Origin of the sequence: Streptomyces sp. HNM0574 (assembly GCF_012726235.1) — a bacterium.
Taxonomy (GTDB): Bacteria; Actinomycetota; Actinomycetes; order Streptomycetales; family Streptomycetaceae; genus Streptomyces.
In genome coordinates this window covers 1-23,192 of the sequence record NZ_JAASAH010000013.1, presented here as the reverse complement: position 1 = coordinate 23,192, position 23,192 = coordinate 1, and the positions used below count along the sequence as shown (strand labels likewise).

At 71.1% G+C, this 23,192-nt stretch carries 20 protein-coding genes; 14 read left to right on the top strand and 6 right to left on the bottom strand.

From position 1 onward, the window contains the following. The first annotated feature begins 328 nt into the window (after positions 1–328). Positions 329–1,732: a S8 family serine peptidase gene (locus HCC30_RS20865; RefSeq protein WP_169444157.1), complete on the top strand. Its 1,404-nt coding sequence runs from the start codon at positions 329–331 to the stop codon at positions 1,730–1,732. A 134-nt stretch (positions 1,733–1,866) separates the two neighbouring features. Here the strand turns inward: HCC30_RS20865 and HCC30_RS20860 are convergent, their stop codons facing one another. Then, positions 1,867–2,196 (bottom strand): hypothetical protein, encoded by a 330-nt coding sequence (locus HCC30_RS20860; protein ID WP_169444156.1) that lies wholly within the window; start codon positions 2,194–2,196, stop codon positions 1,867–1,869. Positions 2,197–2,244: 48 nt separating this feature from the next. Further along, positions 2,245–2,667: a hypothetical protein gene (locus HCC30_RS20855; protein ID WP_169444155.1), complete on the bottom strand. Its 423-nt coding sequence runs from the start codon at positions 2,665–2,667 to the stop codon at positions 2,245–2,247. Between the two features lie 333 nt (positions 2,668–3,000). Here HCC30_RS20855 and HCC30_RS20850 point away from each other — a divergent pair, with 333 nt between their 5' ends. The 4 genes from HCC30_RS20850 to HCC30_RS20835 all read left to right on the top strand — a co-directional run bounded on the left by HCC30_RS20850 (position 3,001) and on the right by HCC30_RS20835 (position 5,969). Beyond that, positions 3,001–3,327 carry a hypothetical protein gene (locus tag HCC30_RS20850; RefSeq protein WP_169444154.1) on the top strand — a complete coding sequence of 109 codons (327 nt, stop codon included), beginning with the start codon at positions 3,001–3,003 and terminating at the stop codon, positions 3,325–3,327. Then, entirely contained in the window at positions 3,327–4,613 is a 1,287-nt protein-coding gene (locus HCC30_RS20845) for a putative T7SS-secreted protein (RefSeq protein WP_206324110.1), read from the top strand. The genes HCC30_RS20850 and HCC30_RS20845 overlap by 1 nt, the downstream gene beginning before the upstream one ends. Beyond that, entirely contained in the window at positions 4,610–5,314 is a 705-nt protein-coding gene (locus HCC30_RS20840) for a hypothetical protein (RefSeq protein WP_169444153.1), read from the top strand. Before HCC30_RS20845 ends, HCC30_RS20840 begins: the two co-directional genes overlap by 4 nt. Positions 5,315–5,375: 61 nt before the next feature. Next, positions 5,376–5,969, top strand: coding sequence for a hypothetical protein (locus tag HCC30_RS20835; RefSeq protein WP_169444152.1), 594 nt, complete (start codon positions 5,376–5,378; stop codon positions 5,967–5,969). Between the two features lie 64 nt (positions 5,970–6,033). Here HCC30_RS20835 and HCC30_RS20830 read toward each other — a convergent pair whose 3' ends face one another. Both HCC30_RS20830 and eccCa read right to left on the bottom strand, forming a co-directional pair. Then, a complete protein-coding gene (locus tag HCC30_RS20830; protein WP_169444151.1) occupies positions 6,034–6,297 on the bottom strand; it encodes a DUF397 domain-containing protein in 264 nt (87 codons plus the stop codon). Between the two features lie 200 nt (positions 6,298–6,497). Next, positions 6,498–10,439, bottom strand: a complete 3,942-nt coding sequence (eccCa, locus tag HCC30_RS20825; RefSeq protein WP_169444150.1) for a type VII secretion protein EccCa — start codon at positions 10,437–10,439, stop codon at positions 6,498–6,500. A gap of 314 nt (positions 10,440–10,753) precedes the next feature. Between eccCa and eccD the strand changes: the two genes are divergently transcribed. The 6 genes from eccD to HCC30_RS20795 all read left to right on the top strand — a co-directional run bounded on the left by eccD (position 10,754) and on the right by HCC30_RS20795 (position 17,991). Then, positions 10,754–12,220 carry a type VII secretion integral membrane protein EccD gene (gene eccD, locus HCC30_RS20820; protein ID WP_346776733.1) on the top strand — a complete coding sequence of 489 codons (1,467 nt, stop codon included), beginning with the start codon at positions 10,754–10,756 and terminating at the stop codon, positions 12,218–12,220. A 171-nt stretch (positions 12,221–12,391) separates the two neighbouring features. Next, positions 12,392–12,682, top strand: a complete 291-nt coding sequence (gene rpsO, locus HCC30_RS20815) for a 30S ribosomal protein S15 (RefSeq protein WP_169444148.1) — start codon at positions 12,392–12,394, stop codon at positions 12,680–12,682. Positions 12,683–13,001: 319 nt separating this feature from the next. Next, positions 13,002–15,239 (top strand): polyribonucleotide nucleotidyltransferase, encoded by a 2,238-nt coding sequence (locus tag HCC30_RS20810; protein ID WP_169444147.1) that lies wholly within the window; start codon positions 13,002–13,004, stop codon positions 15,237–15,239. 97 nt (positions 15,240–15,336) lie between these two features. Beyond that, positions 15,337–16,665, top strand: coding sequence for a pitrilysin family protein (locus tag HCC30_RS20805; protein WP_240979780.1), 1,329 nt, complete (start codon positions 15,337–15,339; stop codon positions 16,663–16,665). Positions 16,666–16,730: 65 nt separating this feature from the next. After that, a complete protein-coding gene (gene dapB / locus HCC30_RS20800) occupies positions 16,731–17,483 on the top strand; it encodes a 4-hydroxy-tetrahydrodipicolinate reductase (RefSeq protein ID WP_169444145.1) in 753 nt (250 codons plus the stop codon). A gap of 10 nt (positions 17,484–17,493) precedes the next feature. Continuing rightward, on the top strand, positions 17,494–17,991 hold the full coding sequence (locus HCC30_RS20795) for a hypothetical protein (protein ID WP_169444144.1): 498 nt from the start codon (positions 17,494–17,496) through the stop codon (positions 17,989–17,991). Between the two features lie 48 nt (positions 17,992–18,039). Here HCC30_RS20795 and HCC30_RS20790 read toward each other — a convergent pair whose 3' ends face one another. Both HCC30_RS20790 and HCC30_RS20785 read right to left on the bottom strand, forming a co-directional pair. Further along, positions 18,040–18,588: a PH domain-containing protein gene (locus tag HCC30_RS20790; RefSeq protein WP_169444143.1), complete on the bottom strand. Its 549-nt coding sequence runs from the start codon at positions 18,586–18,588 to the stop codon at positions 18,040–18,042. 110 nt (positions 18,589–18,698) lie between these two features. Continuing rightward, positions 18,699–18,938 carry a hypothetical protein gene (locus tag HCC30_RS20785; RefSeq protein WP_169444142.1) on the bottom strand — a complete coding sequence of 80 codons (240 nt, stop codon included), beginning with the start codon at positions 18,936–18,938 and terminating at the stop codon, positions 18,699–18,701. A gap of 263 nt (positions 18,939–19,201) precedes the next feature. On the opposite strand from HCC30_RS20785, the gene thyX reads away from it, so the two are divergent. The 3 genes from thyX (at position 19,202) to HCC30_RS20770 (ending at position 22,888) form a co-directional block, all read left to right on the top strand. Beyond that, entirely contained in the window at positions 19,202–19,939 is a 738-nt protein-coding gene (gene thyX, locus HCC30_RS20780) for an FAD-dependent thymidylate synthase (RefSeq protein WP_169444141.1), read from the top strand. Between the two features lie 202 nt (positions 19,940–20,141). After that, on the top strand, positions 20,142–21,041 hold the full coding sequence (gene dapA, locus HCC30_RS20775) for a 4-hydroxy-tetrahydrodipicolinate synthase (protein ID WP_169444140.1): 900 nt from the start codon (positions 20,142–20,144) through the stop codon (positions 21,039–21,041). 161 nt (positions 21,042–21,202) lie between these two features. After that, complete coding sequence (locus tag HCC30_RS20770) at positions 21,203–22,888, top strand: ribonuclease J (RefSeq protein ID WP_169444139.1); 1,686 nt, start codon at positions 21,203–21,205, stop codon at positions 22,886–22,888. The last annotated feature ends 304 nt before the right edge of the window (positions 22,889–23,192 follow it).

Here is a 23,192-nt window from a genome sequence, read left to right as displayed (position 1 = left end):
CCGGACGGCCGGACACGGCCGGGGAATCGACGCCGAACCCGGGTGGGCGCCACGGGCCCGCCCGGGTTCTCGCGCGTACGGGACCGGCAGCGGGCAGTGGCCAACGGGCGGCGCGCGACGGGCAGTTGCGCGCCGGTTGAGTCGCGCCCGAGTGGTTTTTCGTGAGGAGCGGTCCGCGACGGGCGGACCGTGGACGAGCAGATCGTGACGAGCGGCCCGTGAGGGGTGTCCCGTGCGGGCACCCCGGGACGGGCAGGGTGCGACGGCGGCTGCGGGGGACGGCGTTCGGACGGGAATCCGTGCCGACGCGACAGAGAGAGGGAGCGGCTTGACGCACCGAGGAGTGCTGCGCGCGGTCGGAACCGGCGCGCTGGCGGTGGCTTTGACGGTCGGACTGGGGGCTTCGCCCGCCGCCGCCGACTACGTCCGGGACAAGCAGTGGGACCTGAAGGCCTTCGACGCCGAATCGGTCTGGCGCCATTCGACGGGCAAGGGCGTCACGGTCGCCGTGATCGACTCGGGCGTCGACGCGCGCCACCCGGACCTGGCGGGCAACGTCCTCAAGGGCCGGGACTTCACCGGTTCCGGCAGCGCCACCGAGGACAGCGACGGGCACGGCACCCAGGTCGCCGGCGTCGTCGCGGCCCACGGTCACGGCGCGGGCGGCGGCTCGGGCATGAAGGGACTCGCGCCCGAGGCGAAGATCCTGCCCGTCAAGGTCGACGAGACCGCGGTGTCGAACGGCGACGCGATCCGGTACGCCGTCGACCAGGGCGTCGACGTGCTCAACCTCTCGTACAGCACCGTCGAGACGCCCGACGAGCGCGAGGCCGTGACGTACGCCGTCACGAAGGACGTGGTGGTGGTCGGCGAGGCCGGTGACGGCGGCATCGAGGAGGAGAACTTCCCGGCCTCCTACCCGGGCGTCGTCTCCGCCGGGGCCATCGACAAGGACGGTGAGCTGGAGACGCTCTCCTCGTACGGCGACACGGTCCTCACCGCTCCCGCCGAGGACCTCGTCTCACCGGACCGCACCGCCGAGTCCGGCTACAGCTGGTTCACCGGCACCTCGGCCGCCGCCGCGCAGGTCTCCGGGGCCGCCGCCCTCGTCCGGGCCGAGCACCCGGACCTGAGCGCGGGCCAGGTGATCAACCGGCTGGTGAAGACGGCCAAGCCGCCGGTGTACGAGGACGGGAAGAAGGCGGGCAAGGAGGCCGAGCTGCCGGACAAGGAGTTCGGCTACGGCGTCGTCCGCCCGTTCCGGGCCGTCACCTACGACATCCCCGCGGGGCCCGAGGCCGGGCCGCTGGAGCAGCCGAAGCCGGAGCCCTCCGCCTCGGCCGGCCCGGCGGCGTCCGGCGGCTCCACGGACGACGACGGCATGGACTGGCTGTTCCTCTTCGGCCCGCCGATCGTCACGCTGGGCATCTACTTCCTGATCCTCCTCGTCGTCGTGGCGCTGCTGATCGTCGTCCTCGTGGGCCGCAGCCGGAACAAGCGCCGCGCCACCCTCGGCCAGGGCCCGGGCGGCCCGCAGCCGTACCCGGGGCCGCAAGGGGCCTGGCCGGGTCAGCCCGCGCCGGGCCAGCCCGGCTTCGGGCCGGGGCAGTTCGGGGGAGCGGCGCCGCAGCAGGGCGGACCGTACGGGGCGCCGGTTCCGCCGCCGCCCGCGCCCGGCCAGGACGTGCCCCCGCCGCCGCCCGGTCCGCCCGGCGGGCCGCAGCAGGCATAAGCACGCGCACCACGAGCCGCGGCGGAAGAACGCTTCCGCCGCGGCTCGCTTTCGTGCCAACCGGCCCGGCCCCACACGCGGTTGAGCCGCCGGCCACGGAGGGCCGACGGCTCATGAGGATTCCGCGGGGCGGTTCAGCCCAGGACGGCCGCGAGGACGCCCCAGACGACGAGGGCGCCGAGGCTGACGGCGCACAGGACGACCCGGCGCAGCCGTACCCCGCGCACGGTCAGGAACGCGGCGCCGACGGCGGGGAGTGCGGACAGCATCCAGGCGACGCGGAAGTCGCCGTTCAGGACGGTCGCGATCGCGGCGGCGAGGTACATCCCCGCGAGGAGGAACGTGGCCCCCGGCAGCACCCGGAGCGCCTGGCGTGTGACGGGCGCTTCTTCGGGCTCCTCCGTGGCCTGCGGCGGCCGGCCGCTCGCGTCGGGCAAGTTCCAGATGAAGCTGCTCCCACTCATGCGGGCAGGGTATCCCACCGGCTGTCGCGGACATGCCCGCACAGCAGGTCACAGCTCCCGGACGAGCTTCGCGGCGTCGGTGAGCGGCATGCCCGGCACCTGGCGGCGCAACTCCCGTACCGCCTGCGGGACTCCGTCCCGGTCGCGGACGGTGCGCAGCGCGTCCTCGTCCAGGCCGCGGCGCACGTCGTCGAGGGTGGGGAAGAGGGTCAGGTAGCGCTGCTTGCGCTGGTGGGTCAGCCACCGGCTGAGGCCGAAGCTGAGCAGCACCATCACCCAGGCGACGACGACCAGTGCCGTCTGCAGCTCCGCCGCCCCCGTGACGACCAGCAGCACCGCGGCCACGACGGCGAGTGCGAGCACGCCGGCGAAGCACAGCAGCATGCGGGCCGGGCCGCCCCGTTGCGGGCGGGTACCGGCCGGGTCCGGGCGGGATCCGCCGGGCGTTCCGTCGTGGGGCTGCTGGGTCACTGCGGTGCCTTTCGGAGCGTGCGGGGTACCGGCGGGGCGTACGTGCTGCCGCGGCCGCCCGCCCATCATGCCGTGCCCCCGTCCACGCCCCGGTGCCGCCCTCCGCCCGGTGTTCCCGACATCACATCCGGGCCGCGCGCCGCCAACACCCGTGCTCCGCACGGCAGTAGAGGAACGGCCCGGCCGAGGCCCCCGTCGACGTCGAATTCGAGCCATTCCGGTGGCTCGATCTGCTCGTATACTCAGCCCCCGCTGTGCGAGCGGGGGCCGCTGGCGGCTTATGCGCCCCTGGTCTCGATCGTCCGATTTCTGTGCGTGGGAGAGGTGCATCCGGTGGGGAGCCACTTCAAGGCAGACACCGACCAACTGGACATGTTCGTCCGCTCCTTGAAGAGCAGCGTGCGGGACCTGGACGAGGCCAGGAAGGCGCTGTCGCACGTCCGCGCCGACCAGATCGGCACCTCCCGCCTCGACGAGGCCTGCGACGGGTTCCAGGAACGCTGGAAGTACGGCTCCGAGCAGCTCGGCGAGATGATCGGCCAGATCGCCGAAGGCGTGAAGTCGAACAAGCTGAGCTACGAGGAGATGGAGAAGAACCTCGAACAGGCCCTCACGAAGATGGCCGGCGAGGGCACTTCCGGCGGCAAGGGCGGCAACTGATGGCGGCCAACCCCTACCCGCACCTCGGCTGGAACCCCGTACCGGGCATCCCGGCCGAGGTGGAGGCGCTGCGGACCAAGGTCGAGAGCGCGGCGAAGGCGCTCCGTACCTCGCACCGGCAGATCGAACGCCTCGTCGGCGAGAGCGAGCACTGGGAGGGCGACGCCGCCACCGCCTTCCGGGAAGCGCTCCAGGACGAACTCCCCGAGTACATGAAGAACGCCGCCCGTTCCATGGAGAAGGCCGCGGCAGAACTCAAGGACTGGGACGCCACCCTCGGCTCGCACCGCGAACTCGCCAGGAAGTACGACGACGAGGCCAAGGACAAGAAGGCCGCCGCCGGCACCGCCAAGGACCGGTACGACGAGGCGGCCAAGCACCCCGACCTCGGCCTCGGCGGCAAGCAGTACCCCACCCAGGCCGAGGCCGACGCGGCCACCGACCGCCTCCGCGCCGCCGAACGCCGCCTGAGCGAGGCGTCGGCCGCCGTGGAGAAGGCCAACACCGCCTACGACGACGTCGTCAAGAAGGCCGGGGAGCTGGAGAAGACGCACGGCGAGGAGGCCGGGAAGACCGCCGGGAAACTCGACGAGGCCGACGACAAACTGGCCCCGAAGGAGCCCGGCTGGCTGAGCGAGGGACTCTCCTGGGTCGGGGACCGGCTCAAGGACGTCGGCCAGTTCCTGCTCGACCACGCGGGCACCATCGGCGCCGTCGCCGGTCTGCTGGCGCTGCTCCCCACCCCGCTCGCCCCCGCGTTCGCCGCCGTCGCGGTCGTCGCCAGTGCCGCGAGCATGGCGAAGAACCTCTCCAGCGAGGACTTCCGGGACTCGCTGACCGGAAAGCACGGCGGCATGGAGCAGTTCAGCGCCATCGCCTCGCTCGGCGGCGACGCGCTCGGCGTCGTCCCCGGGCTGGGCGCGCTGGGGAAGGCGGGCGGCGAGGTGAGCATGCTCGCGGGCGCCGCCAGGGAAGGCGGCGAGGTGATGTCCGCCGGGGCCAAGGCGAGCACCTTCGGCAAGGAGGCCGTCGAGGCCTTCCGGTTCAAGGCGCTCGACGTCGCCACCGACCCGAACACCGGCGTCCTCCAGTACGCCGTGAACGGCGCCAACGTGGCGGCGAACACGGCCTCTTCGCTGGAGACGGCCGGCGTGCTCCCCTCGGAGGGCTACGGGCACAACTCGGCCGAGGTGACCAAGGCGGGCGCCGCGAGCTTCGGCGCCTGGGGCACGGGCGCGGAGTTCGTCTCCGACATGGGTGATCTCGTCGCGGGGATGCGGCTGTGAACGGCATGGACGCGAAGCGGGCCGGGGAAGCGCCGCTCTTCTGGTACACGCTCCCGCACGGATACGTCCCCCTGGAGACGGACCCGGGCCAGGAGCGGCTGGCCCGGACCGCCGAGCAGATCCGCGCCCTCCCCCCGGAGCTCCGCGGCCGCGCCGACCAGGTCTTCCGGCTGTACGCGATGTTCCTGTGGTCGCTCCAGCGGCAGCGCGTCCTGGGCGCGTACCTGGGGCTGCACCCGGACGAGGCCGGTTCCGCGACGAGTTCGGTGCTGGTGTTCTCCCGCGCCGAGGTCCAGGGGACCAGCCCGAAACTGGTACTCGCCGCGCTCCTCGGCCAGGAGGCCGGGGGCCGGGGCGGCGGGGACGGCGAGGAGATCCGTCCGGTGCCGCTGCCCTGCGGCACCGGGTTCCTCCTGAGCCGGGAGAGCCGCCCCCGCCTGCCCGGTGCCGCGCTCGACGAGCGGCCGGGCGGCGCGGCGGAACCGGTGTGGCAGGGCACCGTCGCCGTCCCGGACGAGTCCGGACAGGGCGTGGTCCTGGTGCAGTTGGTCACCTCCTCCGTGGAGAACGCGGAGGCGTACCGCAATATCCTGCTCGGCGTCGCCGCCACGGTCAGCTTCACCGACCCCGCGCCCCGGGACCCCGGGGAGCGGCCCGCACCGGGCTCGGCGGCCGAAGCGGTCCGGAGCGATTTCGGCTGAGCGGCCCGGGGCGTCCCGCCCCCGACGGCGACGAGCAGTCCAGACAGCTAGGAGAACCCCGATGACCGACCCTTCGAGCCCCGCGCGCGAGGTGACGGAGGCGGACCTCGCCCAGGCCGCCGGGCGGCACCGTCGCGCCGCGCTGAGGTACTTCTGCACCTGGTGCCCGCTGTTCGCCGTCTGGCCCGTGCTGCTCGTGGTCCTCGACTCCGGCTACCTGATCCCGATGGCGCCCGTCGGCGCGGCCGGCACCCTCGTGCACCTCAACAAGCTCGTCTCCTCGCTCGCCCTGACCCGCCGCTGCGTACGCATCCTGCGCACCTACCCCGCCGTCTTCCGGGCCCCCGTACGGAAGGTCAACCTCCGCCAGAACGGCCGCCGTTTCCTGGTGCTGGGCGACGGGACCGGCGACGCCTCGCCGGAGATGTCGGCCCGTGACGCGCTGCACCGCAAGCAGTGGCCGAAGGACATCGCCGACGGCGTCTGGTTCGCCGGGGACGACGCCTTCGGCGGGGCGGTCCTGGTCCCCGGAACCGGCGAACTCATGTGCATGCAGCCCAAGGACTGGGCGGCCACCGCCGGCGCACGCAGCCGCGCCGGCGCCGACCGCACGCGCCGCGCCGAACGGACCGGCCTGACCCGGCACAAGCTGTAACCCGGTCACCCGCACAACGGGGCGGCACCCCACGGGTGCCGCCCCTTCACCTGTTCCGCCGCGGTCAGCCCGCGGTGAGGCCGCCGTTGCGTTCGGTGGGTTCGAGGTCGAACTCGCCGTCGCGGGCGCCGAGGACGAAGGCGTGCCATTCGGCCGCGGTGTAACGGAGCACGGTGCCGGGGTCCTTGGAGTTGCGCATCGCCACGGCACCGCCCGGCAGGTGCGCGATCTCGACCTTCTCGTCCTCCGGGCCACCGGGCGCGGACTCCCAGACGGCGCCGGAGATGTCCATCGCGTACAGCTCGTCCTTCTCCTGCTGTGTCCCCATGGCCGGGTCTCCCTTCAACGGTCTCGTCGACGCGGCGGGGCCCGGCACACCCCCGGCCCCCCGCGGGACCGCGATTATTCCACGCGGCACCCTGCCCCCGGACGGCCTCGGACGATCCCGGAAGGTGCCGCGGAAACGCGAAAGCCCGGTGGCGGACGGGGAGTCCGCCACCGGGCTTCCGCGGTGGTGCGTTCAGCCGGTCAGAACCGGGCCGGGAGCCAGCCGGACTGGACGAGCTGGCCGCCGCGCCGGCGGGTGTGGAAGTAACCACGGCCCGCGGGGAGCTGCGAGGGCGAGATGTTGCCCAGCAGCTGGCCCTCGGACTTGTCGCCGGAGAGGACCATGCCCTGCGCGCCCAGTTCCTTCATGCGCTGCATCACCGGCTCGTACAGCGCGCGGCTCGCGCCGCCGGAGGAGCGGGCGATGATGACGCGCAGACCCACGTCCCGCGCGAACGGCAGGTACTCCAGCAGCGGCATCAGCGGGTTCTGGCCCGTCGCCACGAGGTCGTAGTCGTCGATGATGACGAACGCGTCGGGGCTGTCGTACCAGCTGCGGTTGCGCAGCTGCTCCGGCGTGACGTCCGGACCCGGCATGCGCCGGGACATGGAACCCGCGAGGCCCTCCAGGGTCTCCTGCAGCGCGGGAGCCGCGGCGCAGTAGCGCGAGAGGTGCGCCTCGGGGACGCCCTGGAGATGCGCACGCCGGTAGTCACCGACGACGATCTTCGCCTTGTCCGGCGAGTATCGCTCGGTGATCTGCTGGATGAGCAGCCGGATCAGCGCACTCTTGCCGGACTCGCTCTCGCCGAAGACGACGAACAGCGGGTCCGTCTCGAAGTTGACGAAGACCGGACGCAGCGAGCTCTCGTCGATACCGAACGCGACGCCGTGCTCCGGGTAGTCGGAGCCCTTCGGCAGCCGCGCCGCCTCCAGCATGGTCGGCAGCAGCCGCACCGCCGGTGCCGGCTCTCCCGTCCAGTGCTCGTTGATCGAGCGGACGGTCTGCGCCGTCGCCTCGGACAGGTCCTCCAGGGTGGAGGAGCCGTCGATCCGCGGCAGCGCCGTCATCAGGTGCAGCTTGTCCGGGCTGAGACCGCGGCCCGGCAGGCCGTTCGGGACGTTCGCGGCGACCTTGCGGTCGATCTCCGACTCCGAGGGGTCGCCGAGCCGCAGCTCGACGCGGTTCTGCAGCAGGTCCTTCAGCGCCGGGCGCACCTCGGTGTACCGGGTGGCGGTGAGGATCAGGTGGATGCCGAAACCGAGACCCCGCGTGGCGAGGTCGGTGATGTCGCTCTCCAGCATCTCGTAGTCGTTCTTGAACGTCGCCCAGCCGTCGATGACGAGGAAGACGTCGCCCCACTTCTGGTCCGGCAGCTGCCCGGCGGCGCGGCGCTGACGGTAGGTGGCGATCGAGTCCACGTTGTTCGCGCGGAAGTACTCCTCCCGCTCGTTGAGGATCGCCATGACCTCGCTGACCGTACGGCGCACCTTCTCGCCGTCCAGCCGGTTGGCGACACCGCCGACGTGGTGCAGATCCTCCATCGCCAGCAGCGAGCCGCCACCGAAGTCCAGGCAGTAGAACTGCACTTCGGACGGGGTGTGGGTGAGCGCGAAGGACGTCATCAGCGTCCGCAGCAGCGTCGACTTGCCGGACTGCGGACCACCGACGACGAAGCCGTGACCGGCGGCACCGGAGAAGTCCCGGTACAGCACGTCACGCCGCTGCTCGAACGGCTTGTCCAGCAGCGCGACCGGCACCGTGAGACGGCCGAGCGCCGTGTAGTCCGGGGCGGTCAGACCGCGCTCCTGGGTACCGGCGAGCGCCGGCAGCAGCTGGTCCAGGGACGGCGCCTCGTCCAGCGGCGGCAGCCACACCTGGTGCGCGGACGGGCCCTGCCCGACCATCTTCTGCACGATGACGTCGAGCACGGTGTCGGCGAGCGCCTCGTCGACGTCCTCTTCCTCCTGCACCTCCGGCTCGGGCAGGACCGGGAGGGCCACCGGCTCGGCGGTGAACATCACCGGACGCGCCGAGGCGGACTGGCTGACCCGCGTCGGGCCCGCGGCCCGGTAGGCACCGGAGACGTACGCGGCCTTGAACTGGACCATCGTCTCGGTGTCGTACTTGAGGAAGCCCGCACCCGGCACGTTCGGCAGGTGGTAGGCGTCCGGGACACCGATCGCCGTACGGGACTCGGCGGCGGAGAAGGTCCGCAGACCGATCCGGTAGGACAGGAAGGTGTCCAGACCCCTCAGCTTGCCCTCCTCCAGACGCTGCGAGGCCAGCAGCATGTGCACACCCAGCGAACGGCCGATGCGGCCGATCTGGATGAACATGTCGATGAAGTCCGGCTTCGCGGTGAGGAGTTCGGAGAACTCGTCGATGATCAGGACGAGCGACGGCATCGGGTCCAGCGCGGCACCCGCGGCGCGCGCCTTCTCGTAGTCCGTGATGTTGGCGTAGTTGCCCGCCTTGCGCAGCAGCTCCTGCCGCCGGTTGAGCTCACCGGTGATCGCGTCCCGCATGCGGTCCACGAGGGTGAGCTCGTCGGCGAGGTTGGTGATGACCGCCGAGGTGTGGGGCATGTCGCCCATACCCGTGAAGGTCGCGCCGCCCTTGAAGTCGGCGAGGATGAAGTTGAGCGTCTCGGACGAGTGCGTCACGGCCAGGCCGAGCACCAGCGTCCGCAGCAGCTCCGACTTACCGGAACCGGTCGCACCGACGCACAGGCCGTGCGGGCCCATGCCCTCCTGCGAGGCCTCCTTGATGTCGAGCATCACGGGCTCGCCCTCGCCGCCGATGCCGATCGGCACCCGCAGCCGCTCGTGCAGCGAACGCGGCCGCCAGGTCCGCGCGACGTCGACGGAGCCGGCGTCGCCGATCCCCATCAGGTCGGTGAAGTCCAGGTTGGACAGCAGCGGTTCGCCCTCTTCGCCGCTGCCCATGCGCATCGGGGACAGCTGCCGCGCGAGCGCCTCGGCCTGCTCGTAGCTGAGCAGGTCCGGCTTGCCGGAGAACGCCGACTCGCGGCCGACGTACAGGTCCAGCGCCTTCTCCCGCACGTGCACCGTCAGGCCGCCGGACATCTGGTCGTCCAGGCTGCCGGGCGCGACCTCGATGAAGGTGACGCCCTGCAGGCCCTCGGCGCCCGCGAGCTGCGAGTCCGGCGGGATGGAGCCGCCGTCGAGGATCACCACGAGATGCGGCTGGTCCGCGACGGGGGTGCCGTCACGGTTCCAACGGGCCCTGCCCTCCAGCTGGTTGGCGAGCGCCTCCTCCAGCTGCCCCAGGTCGTCGTAGAACAGCCGGGCCTGGCCCGCGCCGTCCTTCTGCGAGGGGTGCTGCGAGTGCGGCAGCCACTTCGTCCAGTCCCACTCGGCCATGGATCCGGGGTGGGACACCACGGCGACCATCAGTTCCTCGGGGGAGTGCAGCGACGTCAACTGGCCGATGGTGGCCCGGACATTGCCGTACACCTCGTCCGTACTGCCGGTTACCACCACGTGGTAGAAGGCCCGGAGACTGACCGCGATCGGCAGGTCCGGGATGGACCTGTGAATGTCGAGGAAGGATTTCATGGCGTCCGCCGTCAGCGGTTCCAGTTCGTCCTTCGGAGCCGTTTCCGGCGCCACGAGCGGAGTGCTCAGTTGCTGCCAGCCCGTTCCGATCCGTACGGAGGAGAAGTCCGCGTCGGACGGGCGCCGTTCCCACAGCCGCTTGTTGTCACCGACGATCGCCCACAACTGATCCGGGCTCGGGTGCTGGTACAGCTGTGCGTGCCGTTGTGCGTCCGCCGTCTTGCGGACGTCCTTGCGCACCTGGTCGAGATAGCGGAAGTAGTCGCGGCGCTCCTGTCCGAGCTGCGCGCGACCCCCGCGCCGTGCCTTGACGAGCTGCGCGATCGCCATGGCAACGGTGGAGACGGCCATCAGGCCGCCGACGACCTTCATGTACGGCTGAGAGCCGGGCATGAAGAAGAATGCCACCGAACCGCCCATGCCCATGAGGGGCAGGAGATTCATCCAGATGTCCTGGTCCCCGTCCCGGGGAAGTTCCGGAGGGGATTCCAGCTTCACTTCCCCTTCGGGCACGGTCGGCGGCATGACCCGTGGTTGCCGCTTCACGATGACCACACTCACCGATACATCAGTCCTTCACGATAATTTCGCAATTACGCACCGACGCCCCCGCCTCTGCAACAGCTACCGGTCATGCAGGCGTTGATCCTAGTAGGTGCGAGAGCGAGCGGAGAGCGGGGCGATGGACCGGGCTCGGATGACGGTAAGGTAACCCGCAATCTTCCCAAGTGCTTCCGCGGCGAGGGGCCTTGGGGAAGAACTTCAGAGCAATACGGGCCATTCGGCCCGAGATGTCTAATTCATCGTGATGCTGGATCTACGCGGTCCGAGCAGAGATGCAAGGTCCGAGCAGAGATGCAAGGGGGAATAACAAGGTGGCCACGACCGCAGCGACCGGCTTCTGCCGCGTCACGGTAGTCGCGCCCGGCGGGCGCATCGATGTCGCGCTGCCCGAGGACGTGCCGCTCTCCGACGTCTACCCGGAGATCGCCCGGCTGTCCGGCGGCAGCCCGGCGGACGGCTCGCTGTCCGGGTACCACCTGGTGCGCCGGGACGGACGCGCGCTGGAGTCGGGGCTGTCCCTCGCGGGCAACGGCATCCGGGACGGCGAGGTCCTCCTGCTGCGCCCCTTCGCCGACTCGCTGCCCGCCGCCGTCTTCGACGACGTAAGCGACGCGGTCGCCTCGTCCGTCAAGCAGGACCGCACCCTGTGGAACGAGACGCTGATGCGGGGCGCCGGCCTCACCGGCGGCGGCGTCCTGCTGGTGCTCATGGCGTTCGCGCTCTGGTTCGCCGACCCCGTCCGGCACGACATGCACGGCCTGCCCGGCATCATCGCCGCGGCCGCAGGGCTGCTGCTCGTCGCGCTCGCCTGCGTCCGCGCCCGGGTCTACGACGACCGCGCCTCCTCGATCGCCCTCGGGCTCGGGGCCATGCCGCACATCATGATCGCGGGCTCCGCGATCCTGCCGCTCCCGGAGGACAGCGGCGTCGGCCGGCTCCAGTTCCTCCTCGGCTGCGTCGCCGTACTCCTCGCCTCCGCCGTGCTGATCACCGTCACACCCACCGGCGACGGCCCGTTCGTCGCCTCCGCCGTGGCCTCCGCCGTCGGCACCGTGATCACCTTCATCGCCGTCGCCACCGACATCGGCCCCGTCGCCGCCGCGGCCATCGCCGCACCCGTCGCCGTCGGCACCATCGCCTTCCTGCCCGGCCTCTCCGCCCGCTTCGCCCGGCTCCCCGTCGGCTACGAGCCCCGCGTCGCGGCCCCCGGCTACGACGGCGACGGCGACGGCAAGCCCGACACCCACGGCCCCGTCGACGCCGACCGCATCGCGGCCCAGGCCCGCCGCGGCCACGAGATGCTCGTCGGTCTCGTCGGCGGCTGGTGCGCCGTCGTCATCGGCTCCGCCGCCGTCCTCGGCTTCTCCGACAACGGCTGGGGCCAGCTGCTCGCCCTCGCCACCGGCATCGCGATGCTGCTGCGCGCCCGCCTCTTCCGGTACACCGCGCAGGTCGGCAGCGCCCTGATCGCGGGCCTCGGCGCCCTGGCGCTGCTCGCGCTCGGTCTGTCCCTGAACACCCCGGCCGGCCTCGTCGCCGACATGATCAAGGGGGACAGCGGCCCGCTCGACATCCGCACGATCTGGATCACGGCCTCCATCGCCGCGGCCGCCGCCCTGGTCACCGCCATCGGCCTGATCGTCCCGCGCACCGGACTGACCCCCTTCTGGGGCCGGTTCATGGAGCTGTCCGAGACCTTCGTCCTGCTGACGCTGATCCCGCTGTGCCTCGCGGTGCTCGACGTCTACGCCAAGGTGAAGGGCCTCATCGGAGGCTGACACCCGCCCGTACGCACAGCCGTCCGCCCGCCCCCTTCCGGCAGCACAGGGGGCGGGCGGACGCGTGTGCAGCCGCTGGTAAGCTTGTCCGGCCTCCCGAGTAACCGAAGCATCCCCTGTGACCCATACCAGGGGCGCTCGACGGGGCCCATGAAACCGTGAGGAGTACGCGTGTCGTCTCTCGATGCCGCGACGAAGAAGCAGATCATCAGCGAGTTCGCCACCAAGGAGGGTGACACCGGCTCCCCCGAGGTCCAGGTGGCGCTGCTCTCCCGTCGCATCTCGGACCTGACCGAGCACCTGAAGTCCCACAAGCACGACCACCACTCCCGCCGTGGTCTGCTGCTGCTCGTCGGCCAGCGCCGCCGTCTGCTGCAGTACCTGGCGAAGAAGGACATCCAGCGCTTCCGTGCCCTGGTCGAGCGCCTCGGCATCCGCCGCGGTGCGGCAGGCGCCCGCTAAGACGTGCCTACAGGGAGCGGCCCCCTCGACCGGGAGCCGCTCCCTTCGCCGTATCTCCCGCCGCATCTCGCCGGCCGCCGACTCTCGGTAGGCTGGTCCCGTCGGACACCGTCCGCCGGTCGCGGCGGGGTGCGGCAGCCACAACAGAACATGTACGAGGCAGAGCGTGCCCGCCTGTCGTCGGTCCTCGGTAGTGGCCCCCGGACCCGCGCAAGCTCCCGGGTGCTTCGATCGAAGACCGGCCCGAACGTCGGACACGCTCCGCCGCAGAGGGTCCGCCGCCACACGGGCGGCGGACACATCACGAGGAGCATCCCTGGTGGAGAACGAGACCCACTACGCAGAGGCCGTTATCGACAACGGCTCCTTCGGCACCCGCACCATCCGCTTCGAGACGGGCCGCCTGGCCAAGCAGGCCGCCGGCTCCGCCGTGGCGTACCTGGACGACGACACCATGGTGCTGTCGGCCACCACCGCCTCCAAGTCGCCCAAGGACCAGCTGGACTTCTTCCCGCTGACCGTGGACGTCGAGGAGCGCATGTACTCGGCCGGCAAGATCCCCGGCTCCTTCTTCCGTCGTGAGGGCCGGCCCTCCGAGGACGCGATCCTCACCTGCCGCCTGATCGACCGCCCGCTGCGCCCGTCCTTCAAGAAGGGCCTGCGGAACGAGATCCAGATCGTCGAGACGATCATGGCGCTCAACCCCGAGCACCTCTACGACGTCGTCGCGATCAACGCCGCCTCCTGCTCCACGCAGCTGTCCGGCCTGCCCTTCTCCGGCCCGATCGGCGCCACCCGCGTCGCCCTCATCCAGGGCCAGTGGGTCGCCTTCCCGACGCACACCGAGCTCGAGGACGCCGTCTTCGACATGGTCGTCGCCGGCCGCACCCTGCCCGACGGCGACGTCGCGGTGATGATGGTCGAGGCCGAGGCCACCGAGAAGACCATCGAGCTCGTCAAGGGCGGCGCCGAGGCGCCGACCGAGGAGGTCGTCGCCGCCGGTCTCGAGGCCGCGAAGCCCTTCATCAAGACGCTCTGCAAGGCCCAGTCGGACCTGGCCGCCAAGGCCGCCAAGCCGGTCGCCGACTTCCCCGTCTTCCTGGACTACCAGGACGACGTGCTGGAGGCCCTGACCGACGCCGTGCGCGACGAGCTGGCCCAGGCGCTCACCATCGCCGGCAAGCAGGAGCGCGAGACCGAGCTGGACCGCGTCAAGGCCGTCGCCGCCGAGAAGCTCATCCCGCAGTTCGAGGGCCGCGAGAAGGAGATCTCCGCCGCGTACCGCTCGCTGACCAAGGAACTGGTCCGCGAGCGCGTCATCCGCGAGAAGAAGCGCATCGACGGCCGCGGCGTCACGGACATCCGTACGCTCGCCGCCGAGGTCGAGGCCATCCCGCGGGTGCACGGCTCCGCGCTGTTCGAGCGTGGCGAGACCCAGATCCTGGGCGTCACCACCCTGAACATGCTCCGCATGGAACAGCAGCTGGACACCCTCTCCCCGGTGACCCGCAAGCGGTACATGCACAACTACAACTTCCCGCCGTACTCCACCGGTGAGACCGGCCGCGTCGGCTCCCCGAAGCGCCGCGAGATCGGCCACGGCGCCCTCGCCGAGCGCGCCATCGTGCCGGTGCTGCCCACGCGCGAGGAGTTCCCCTACGCGATCCGCCAGGTCTCCGAGGCGCTGGGCTCCAACGGCTCGACGTCCATGGGCTCGGTCTGCGCCTCCACCATGTCGCTGCTGAACGCCGGTGTGCCGCTGAAGGCCCCCGTCGCCGGTATCGCCATGGGCCTGATCTCCAAGGAGATCGACGGCGAGACGCACTACGTCACCCTCACCGACATCCTCGGTGCGGAGGACGCCTTCGGTGACATGGACTTCAAGGTCGCCGGTACGCGCCAGTTCGTCACCGCGCTCCAGCTCGACACCAAGCTCGACGGCATCCCGGCCTCCGTGCTCGCCGCCGCGCTGAAGCAGGCCCGCGACGCGCGTCTGCACATCCTGGACGTGATGAACGAGGCCATCGACGTCCCGGACGAGATGTCCCCGAACGCCCCGCGGATCATCACCGTGAAGATCCCCGTGGAGAAGATCGGTGAGGTCATCGGCCCCAAGGGCAAGATGATCAACCAGATCCAGGAGGACACCGGCGCCGACATCACGATCGAGGACGACGGCACGATCTACATCGGTGCCGCCGACGGCCCGGCCGCCGAGGCCGCCCGCAACACGATCAACGGCATCGCCAACCCGACGATGCCCGAGGTCGGCGAGCGGTACCTGGGCACGGTCGTGAAGACCACCACCTTCGGTGCCTTCGTCTCCCTGCTCCCCGGCAAGGACGGTCTGCTGCACATCTCGCAGATCCGCAAGCTCGCCGGCGGCAAGCGCGTGGAGAACGTAGAGGACGTCCTCGGCGTCGGCCAGAAGGTCCAGGTCGAGATCGCGGAGATCGACCAGCGCGGCAAGCTGTCGCTGATCCCCGTGCTCGACGAGGACGAGGACAACTCCGGTGAGGACGGCGCGGCGGACGAGTCCGCAGCGGACGCCAAGTGACCTCACCGCTCCGAGCGACGGCCCGCCCCACCTCCACGGAGGGGCGGGCCGTCGCCCGTACCCGGACGAACACGAGGCGGAGATGACAGCGACGACCATGACGGGGACGGGGGCCATGGGCGCATCCGCGACGGCAGACGGCGCGGTGCGCAAGACGGTCCTGCCGGGCGGCCTCCGCGTCGTCACCGAGACCGTCCCGCACGTGCGCTCGGTGACCTTCGGCATCTGGGCGCACGTCGGCTCCCGTGACGAGACACCCGAACTCAACGGCGCCACCCACTACTTGGAGCACGTGCTCTTCAAGGGCACCCGGCGCCGCAGCGCGCTCGACATCTCCGCGGCCCTCGACGCCGTCGGCGGCGAGATGAACGCCTTCACCGCGAAGGAGTTCACCTGCTACTACGCGCGCGTCCTCGACGCCGACCTGCCGCTGGCCATCGACGTCGTCTCCGACATGCTCACCTCGTCCGTCATCGACGAGTCCGAGCTCGACGCCGAGCGCGGCGTCATCCTCGAAGAGATCGCGATGACCGAGGACGACCCCGGCGACTGCGTGCACGACCTGTTCGCGCGGACGATGTTCGGCGACAGCGCCCTCGGCCGCCCCGTCCTCGGCACCGTCGACACCGTCAACGCCCTCGACCGCGACCGCGTCGAGCGGTTCTACCGCGCGCACTACGACGCCCCGCGCCTGGTCGTCGCCGCGGCCGGGAACCTCGACCACGACACCGTGGTCGAGCAGGTCCGCGCCGCGTTCGAGCGGGCCGGTGCGCTGGAGCGCACCGCGGGCGCCGAACCGGTCGGCCCGCGCGGCGGCAGCCACCCGCTGCCCGCCACCGGACGCCTGGACATCGTCCGGCGGGACACCGAGCAGGCGCACGTCCTGCTCGGCCTGCCCGGCGTCTCCCGGCACGACGAGCGCCGCTGGGCGCTCGGGGTGCTCAGCGCGGCGCTCGGCGGCGGCATGAGCTCCCGCCTCTTCCAGGAGATCCGGGAGAAGCGCGGCCTGGCCTACAGCACCTACTCCTACACCTCCGGCTTCGCCGACTGCGGGCTCTTCGGGCTGTACGCGGGCTGCCGCCCGTCCCAGGCCGCCGACGTCCTGCGGCTCTGCCGCGAGGAGCTGGACTCCGTCGTCCGGGACGGCATCACGGACGAGGAACTGCGGCGCGCGGTCGGCCAGTTGTCGGGATCGACGGTGCTGGGCCTGGAGGACACCGGCGCGCTGATGCACCGGCTCGGCAAGAGCGAGCTGTGCTGGGGCGAACAGCTGTCGGTGGACACCATGCTGGCGAAGATCGCGGCCGTCACCCCGGACGACATCCGCTCGGTGGCCCGGGACGTCCTCGCCGGGCGTCCCTCCCTCTCCGCGATCGGGGCGTTCACCGACAAACAGACGTCCCGGCTGCACGAGGTGCTCTCCTGAGCCCCCGGGCAGCGGGCCTCGGCACGCGTCCCCGACCCTCCTGACACTCCCGAAGGAACGAATCAATGAGCAAGCTGCGCGTAGCCGTCCTCGGCGCCAAGGGCCGCATGGGCTCCGAGGCCGTGAAGGCCGTCGAGGCGGCCGACGACATGGAGCTGACGGCCGCCCTCGGCCGCGGCGACAGCCTCGACGCCCTCACCGGGAGCGGCACGCAGGTCGCCGTCGACCTGACCCACCCCGAGTCGGTCATGGACAACCTCGCGTTCTGCGTCGGCCACGGCATCCACGGCGTCGTCGGCACCACGGGCTGGACGGACGAGCGGCTGGCCACGCTCCGCGGACAGCTCGCCGCCGCGCCGGGCACCGGCGTCCTGATCGCCCCGAACTTCGGCATCGGCGCCGTCCTCACGATGCGCTTCGCGCAGCAGGCCGCACGGTTCTACGAGTCCGTCGAGGTCGTCGAGCTGCACCACCCGAACAAGGCGGACGCGCCCAGCGGCACCGCCGTGCGCACCGCGCAGCTCGTCGCCGAGGCGCGGCGGGACGCGGGCCTGCCCGCGCAGCCCGACGCGACCAGCACGGCGCTGGAGGGCGCGCGCGGCGCGGACGTGGACGGCGTCCCGGTGCACGCGGTGCGCCTGCGCGGCCTCGTCGCCCACCAGGAGGTCCTCCTCGGCGACGAGGGCGAGACGCTCACCATCCGCCACGACTCCATGCACCGTGGCTCGTTCATGCCCGGCGTACTGCTGGGCGTCCGCAAGGTGGTGTCGGTGCCGGGTCTGACCTTCGGCCTCGAGCACTTCCTCGACCTGGACTGAGGGCCGGCCCGTGCGCGCACGCATCACCTACTTCACGCTGGCCGCCGTGCTGGTCGTGTACTTCTTCCTGGTCGGCAGCCGGGGCGTCCTGCTCATCCGGCAGGGCACCCCGGTGACGGTCGCCTTCGGCGTCGCCGTGCTGGCGCTGCCGGTCATCGGCGTCTGGTTCCTGTGGCGCACCACGGAGTTCGCGCGGAACGCCAACCGGCTGGCGCGGGAACTGGAGGCCGAGGGCGGCCTGCCCGTCGACGAGCTGAAGCGCACGGCCGCGGGCCGGATCGACCGCGACTCGGCGGACGAGGTCTTCGCCAGGCGGCAGGCCGAGACGGAGGCGGCGCCGGACGACTGGCGCTCCTGGTTCCGGCTCGCCGTCGCGTACCACGACGCCCGCGACACCCCCCGCGCCCGCAAGGCCATGCAGCGCGCCATCACCCTGCACCGCAACCCGGCACAGCCCTCCGCCCAGGCGCAGTCCGGTGCCCAGGCGCAGCCCCGCACGGAGGTGTGACCCCCGCCGTCGTCCCCGTCCGTCCTCATGGAGCGGCGGGGACGGCGGTCAGCGGGACTCGGCGGCCCAGGCCTCTATGACGTCGGCCGCGTGCTCGAACGCGTCCCTCCGGTTGAGGAAGTCCGCGTTGTGGTCGGTCAGTACGGTGCGCAGCGGCTCGCCCTGTGCCCGGCCGACGCTCAGCGCCTGGCCCTGCACGGTGCGGGGGAGACCCAGCCACCGGACGGGCTGCTGCACCGTCCGCACGGCCGCGACCTCGCTCCAGCGCAGCGTGACGGTCGAGAACAGACCTATGAGCCGCAGCCCGTACGCGGAGACCCACACCCCCACCCGCAGCAGGCGCAGCGCGAGCGCGATCAGGACGACGGCCGGCACGAGAGCGCCGAGCGCGCCCCAGACGGACCCCGTCAGCGCGATCACCAGCGCCGACATCAGCACGTACGAGGACAGCAGCAACAGCAGCGCGCTGCCGCCGACCCGCCAGGGCCCGGGCCGGTAGGGACGCCGCCAGCGGTCGCGGTCGGTGTGGGGCAGCGGGACGTCGGTGTGGGCGGCGGGACCGGGGTCGCGGTCGGCCGTCAGGAAGGGCAGGGGCACGGGTGGTCCTCGCTCACGACAGGGGGACTGTGTGAGTCCGGAGAGTAGCGAGGCGGGAGTGACCGGACCACCCGAGGGTGGCAGGCGGCGGTCCGGTCACCCGGCGTCGGTCAGCGGCCCTCGGCGGCGGCCGGGTGACCGCTGCGGCCCTCCTGCTGTCCCGGGTCGAGCGCGGGGGTGCCCAGCAGCAGCGACCCCGCGAGTCCGGCCACGACGGTCAGTCCGAACAGGGCGCTGCCGGCCTTCTGCGCGAAGCTGCGTTCGGGCCGGGGCGGCGGCGTCACATTGCTGCGGAACCGTTCTGCCTCGGCGACGAAGGCGAACGGCACTTTTTCTCCGCGGCGCAGCATGGCGGGGCTCCCGAAAACACTCGATCTGGGCTGGTGAGAGGTGAACGTCCGGGAGCGTGGGCGAGTGCCCGTTCTCCACCGGAGGTATGTGAGAAAAATATCAAGCCCACCTGCGCACACCGGCACCGGGGTCCCTCTTTCTCCGTTCGTGGCGAGTATGTCGGGTATCTCCGGAAGTTCAGGGGCACTTCGGGCACTGTCGGTGGGGCGCCGTAGTGTGGTCGCCGCCCTGGCAGAAGTACGTGCGTGGAAGGACCCGCCCAGTGACCGAAACCCAAGACCGGACCGCCCCAGGCTTCCGCGGCGACATGACCGTCGAGCTGGTCAAGCACAGCGCGGCGGACACCGACGTGCTGTGGGCGGCGCGCGTCTCCACCGCCGGCGAGCAGTCGCTGGAGGAGCTCCAGAAGGACCCGGAGCGTTCCAAGGGCCTGATCAACTTCCTGATGCGGGACCGCCACGGCAGCCCCTTCGAGCACAACTCGATGACCTTCTTCATCAGCGCCCCGCTCTTCGTCTTCCGCGAGTTCCAGCGGCACCGCGCCGGCTGGTCGTACAACGAGGAGTCCGGCCGCTACCGCCGTCTCGACCCGGTGTTCTACGTCCCCGAGGCGGACCGCAAGCTGGTGCAGCAGGGCCGTCCCGGCAAGTACGAGTTCGTCGAGGGCACCGAGGAGCAGCACGAGCTCACGGGTCGCGCGATGGAGGAGTCCTACCGCCAGGCGTACGCGACGTACCAGGAGCTGCTGGACGCGGGCATCGCCCGCGAGGTGGCCCGCTCGGTCCTCCCCGTCGGCCTCTACTCCTCCATGTACGCGACGTGCAACGCCCGTTCGCTGATGCACTTCCTCGGCCTGCGCACGCAGCACGAGGACGCGAAGGTGCCGTCCTTCCCGCAGCGCGAGATCGCCATGGTGGCCGAGCAGATGGAGGCGCAGTGGGCGAAGCTCATGCCCCTCACGTACGCGGCCTTCAACGCCAACGGCCGTGTCGCTCCGTAGTGTCCGTATTGCGGCATTTCGGGAAGTTCAACTAGCCTGACGGAACGGGCTCGGCACTGCTTGAACCCCCGAGCAGGCAGTGCCGGGCCCTCCGTCCGATCCCCTCGCATCCCCTCCGGCGCAGGCCCACGGCCCTCCCGGGCCGACACCACAGCCGCCCCGAGGGAGCATTGCGCCACCCGCTGCGAGTAGCGTGGACCCCATGGCTCCGACCTCCACACCGCAGACGCCCTTCGGGCGGGTCCTGACCGCGATGGTCACGCCGTTCACCGCAGACGGCGGCCTTGACCTCGACGGCGCGCAGCAGCTGGCTGCCCATCTGGTGGATTCCGGCAACGACGGCCTGATCGTCAACGGCACCACCGGAGAGTCACCGACCACCAGCGACGTGGAGAAAGCCAAGCTCGTCCGCGCGGTCGTGGAAGCGGTCGGAGACCGCGCGCACGTCGTCGCGGGAGCCGGCACCAACGACACCGCGCACAGCCTCGAACTGGCCCGTGACGCGGCGAAGGCCGGAGCCCACGGCCTCCTGGCCGTGACGCCGTACTACAGCAAGCCCCCGCAGGAGGGCCTCTACCGGCACTTCACCGCGATCGCGGACGCGACCGAGCTGCCGGTCATGCTCTACGACATCCCGGGCCGCTCCGGCGTCCCGATCAACACCGAGACCATCGTGCGGCTGGCCGACCACCCGCGGATCGTCGCCAACAAGGACGCCAAGGGCGACCTGGGGCGCGCGAGTTGGGCCATCGCGACCAGCGGCCTCGCCTGGTACAGCGGCGACGACATGCTCAACCTGCCGCTGCTCTCGGTGGGCGCCGTCGGCTTCGTCTCCGTCGTCAGCCACCTCGTCACCCCCGAGCTGCGCGCCATGCTCGACGCGCACCTCAGCGGCGACGTCACCAAGGCCACGGAGATCCACCAGAAGCTGCTCCCGGTCTTCACCGGCATGTTCCGCACCCAGGGCGTCATCACGACCAAGGCCGCCCTCGCGCACAAGGGACTCCCGGGCGGCCCGCTCCGGCTGCCGCTCGTCGAGCTCTCCCCGGAGGAGACCGAACAGCTCAAGCACGACCTCTCGCACAGCGGGGTACAGCTGTAGCACCAGACTTCACAACTGCATACCGAGCACGACCACGACGAGTGCAGTGACTGCACCACCCCCGACGAAGCACGTCATCACGAATACCGCGCGCCACGTGTCCCACGGGTTCCCTACGCCGGAGGCCAGGGACGCGTGGCGCGTTGGGTAAGGAGAGTCTTTTGAGTCACCCGCATCCTGAGCTCGGACCGCCGCCGAAGCTTGCCGAGGGCGGCCTCCGGGTCACCCCGCTCGGCGGTCTCGGCGAGATCGGCCGCAACATGACCGTCTTCGAGTTCGACGGCCGCCTCCTCATCGTCGACTGCGGCGTCCTCTTCCCCGAGGAGGAGCAGCCCGGCATCGACCTGATCCTCCCGGACTTCACCTCCATCCGGGACCGGCTGGACCAGGTCGAGGGCATCGTCCTCACGCACGGCCACGAGGACCACATCGGTGCCGTCCCCTACCTGCTCCGCGAGAAGCCGGACATCCCGCTCATCGGCTCCAAGCTGACGCTGGCCCTCATCGAGGCCAAGCTCCAGGAGCACCGCATCCGGCCGTACACGCTGGAGGTCGAGGAGGGGCACACCGAGCGCATCGGCCCGTTCGACTGCGAGTTCGTCGCCGTCAACCACTCCATCCCCGACGCGCTGGCCGTCGCCATCCGCACGCCCGCCGGCATGGTCGTGCACACCGGCGACTTCAAGATGGACCAGCTGCCGCTCGACCGCCGCCTCACCGACCTGCGGGCCTTCGCCCGCCTCGGCGAGGAGGGCATCGACCTCCTGCTGTCGGACTCCACCAACGCCGAGGTCCCCGGCTTCGTGCCGCCCGAGCGCGAGATCTCCGGCGTACTGCGCCAGGTCTTCGCCAGCGCGCAGAAGCGCATCATCGTGGCCAGCTTCGCCAGCCACATCCACCGCATCCAGCAGATCCTCGACGCCGCGCACGAGTACGGACGCCGCGTCGCGTTCGTCGGCCGCTCGATGGTCCGCAACATGGGCATCGCCCGCGACCTCGGCTACCTCCGGGTGCCGGCCGGCCTCGTCGTCGACGTGAAGACGCTCGACGACCTGCCCGAGGAAGAGGTGGTGCTCGTCTGCACCGGCTCGCAGGGCGAGCCGATGGCGGCGCTGTCCCGCATGGCCAACCGCGACCACCAGATCCGCATCGTCCAGGGCGACACCGTCATCCTGGCCTCGTCGCTGATCCCGGGTAACGAGAACGCGGTCTACCGCGTCATCAACGGGCTGACCCGCTGGGGCGCCAACGTCGTGCACAAGGGCAACGCCAAGGTGCACGTCTCGGGCCACGCCTCGGCCGGCGAGCTGCTGTACTTCTACAACATCTGCCAGCCCAAGAACCTCATGCCCGTGCACGGCGAATGGCGCCACCTGCGGGCCAACGCGGAACTCGGCGCGCAGACCGGCGTACCGCGGGACCGCGTGGTGATCGCGGAGGACGGCGTCGCCGTCGACCTCATCGACGGCAAGGCCCGCATCTCCGGCAAGGTCCAGGCCGGATACGTGTACGTGGACGGCCTGTCGGTCGGCGACGTCACCGAGTCCTCTCTCAAGGACCGCCGCATCCTCGGGGACGAGGGCATCATCTCGATCTTCGTGGTGGTGGACAGCGCCACGGGCAAGATCGTCGGCGGCCCGAACATCCACTCCCGCGGCTCGGGCATCGACGACGCCGCCTTCGAGCAGGTGATCCCCAAGCTCGACGAGGCGCTGGCCCGTTCCGCACAGGACGGCATCGCCGAGACGCACCAGCTCCAGCAGCTCGTGCGCCGCACGCTGGGCAAGTGGGTCTCCGACAACTACCGTCGCCGGCCCATGATCCTGCCGGTCGTCGTCGAGGTCTGAGGCCTCGTCAGAGGGCGGAGCGCCTCGATTTGCATCCGGGCGCTCCGCTCCAGTACGTTTACGGCTCCAACGCAACGGGAAACCGGGCGGACCCCGCCTGAAGAACCGAAGCAGCCGGAATTCACGAAATGGCTCGGAAACGAGCCGGGCAGAGAATCTGGTAAGGTTGGAAACACCGAAGGGAAAGCCCGGAGGAAAGCCCGAGAGGGTGGACCGAAGGAAGCATCCGTTCCTTGAGAACTCAACAGCGTGCTAAAAGTCAACGCCAGAAAATGTTGATACCCCGTCCTACCCGATCATCGGG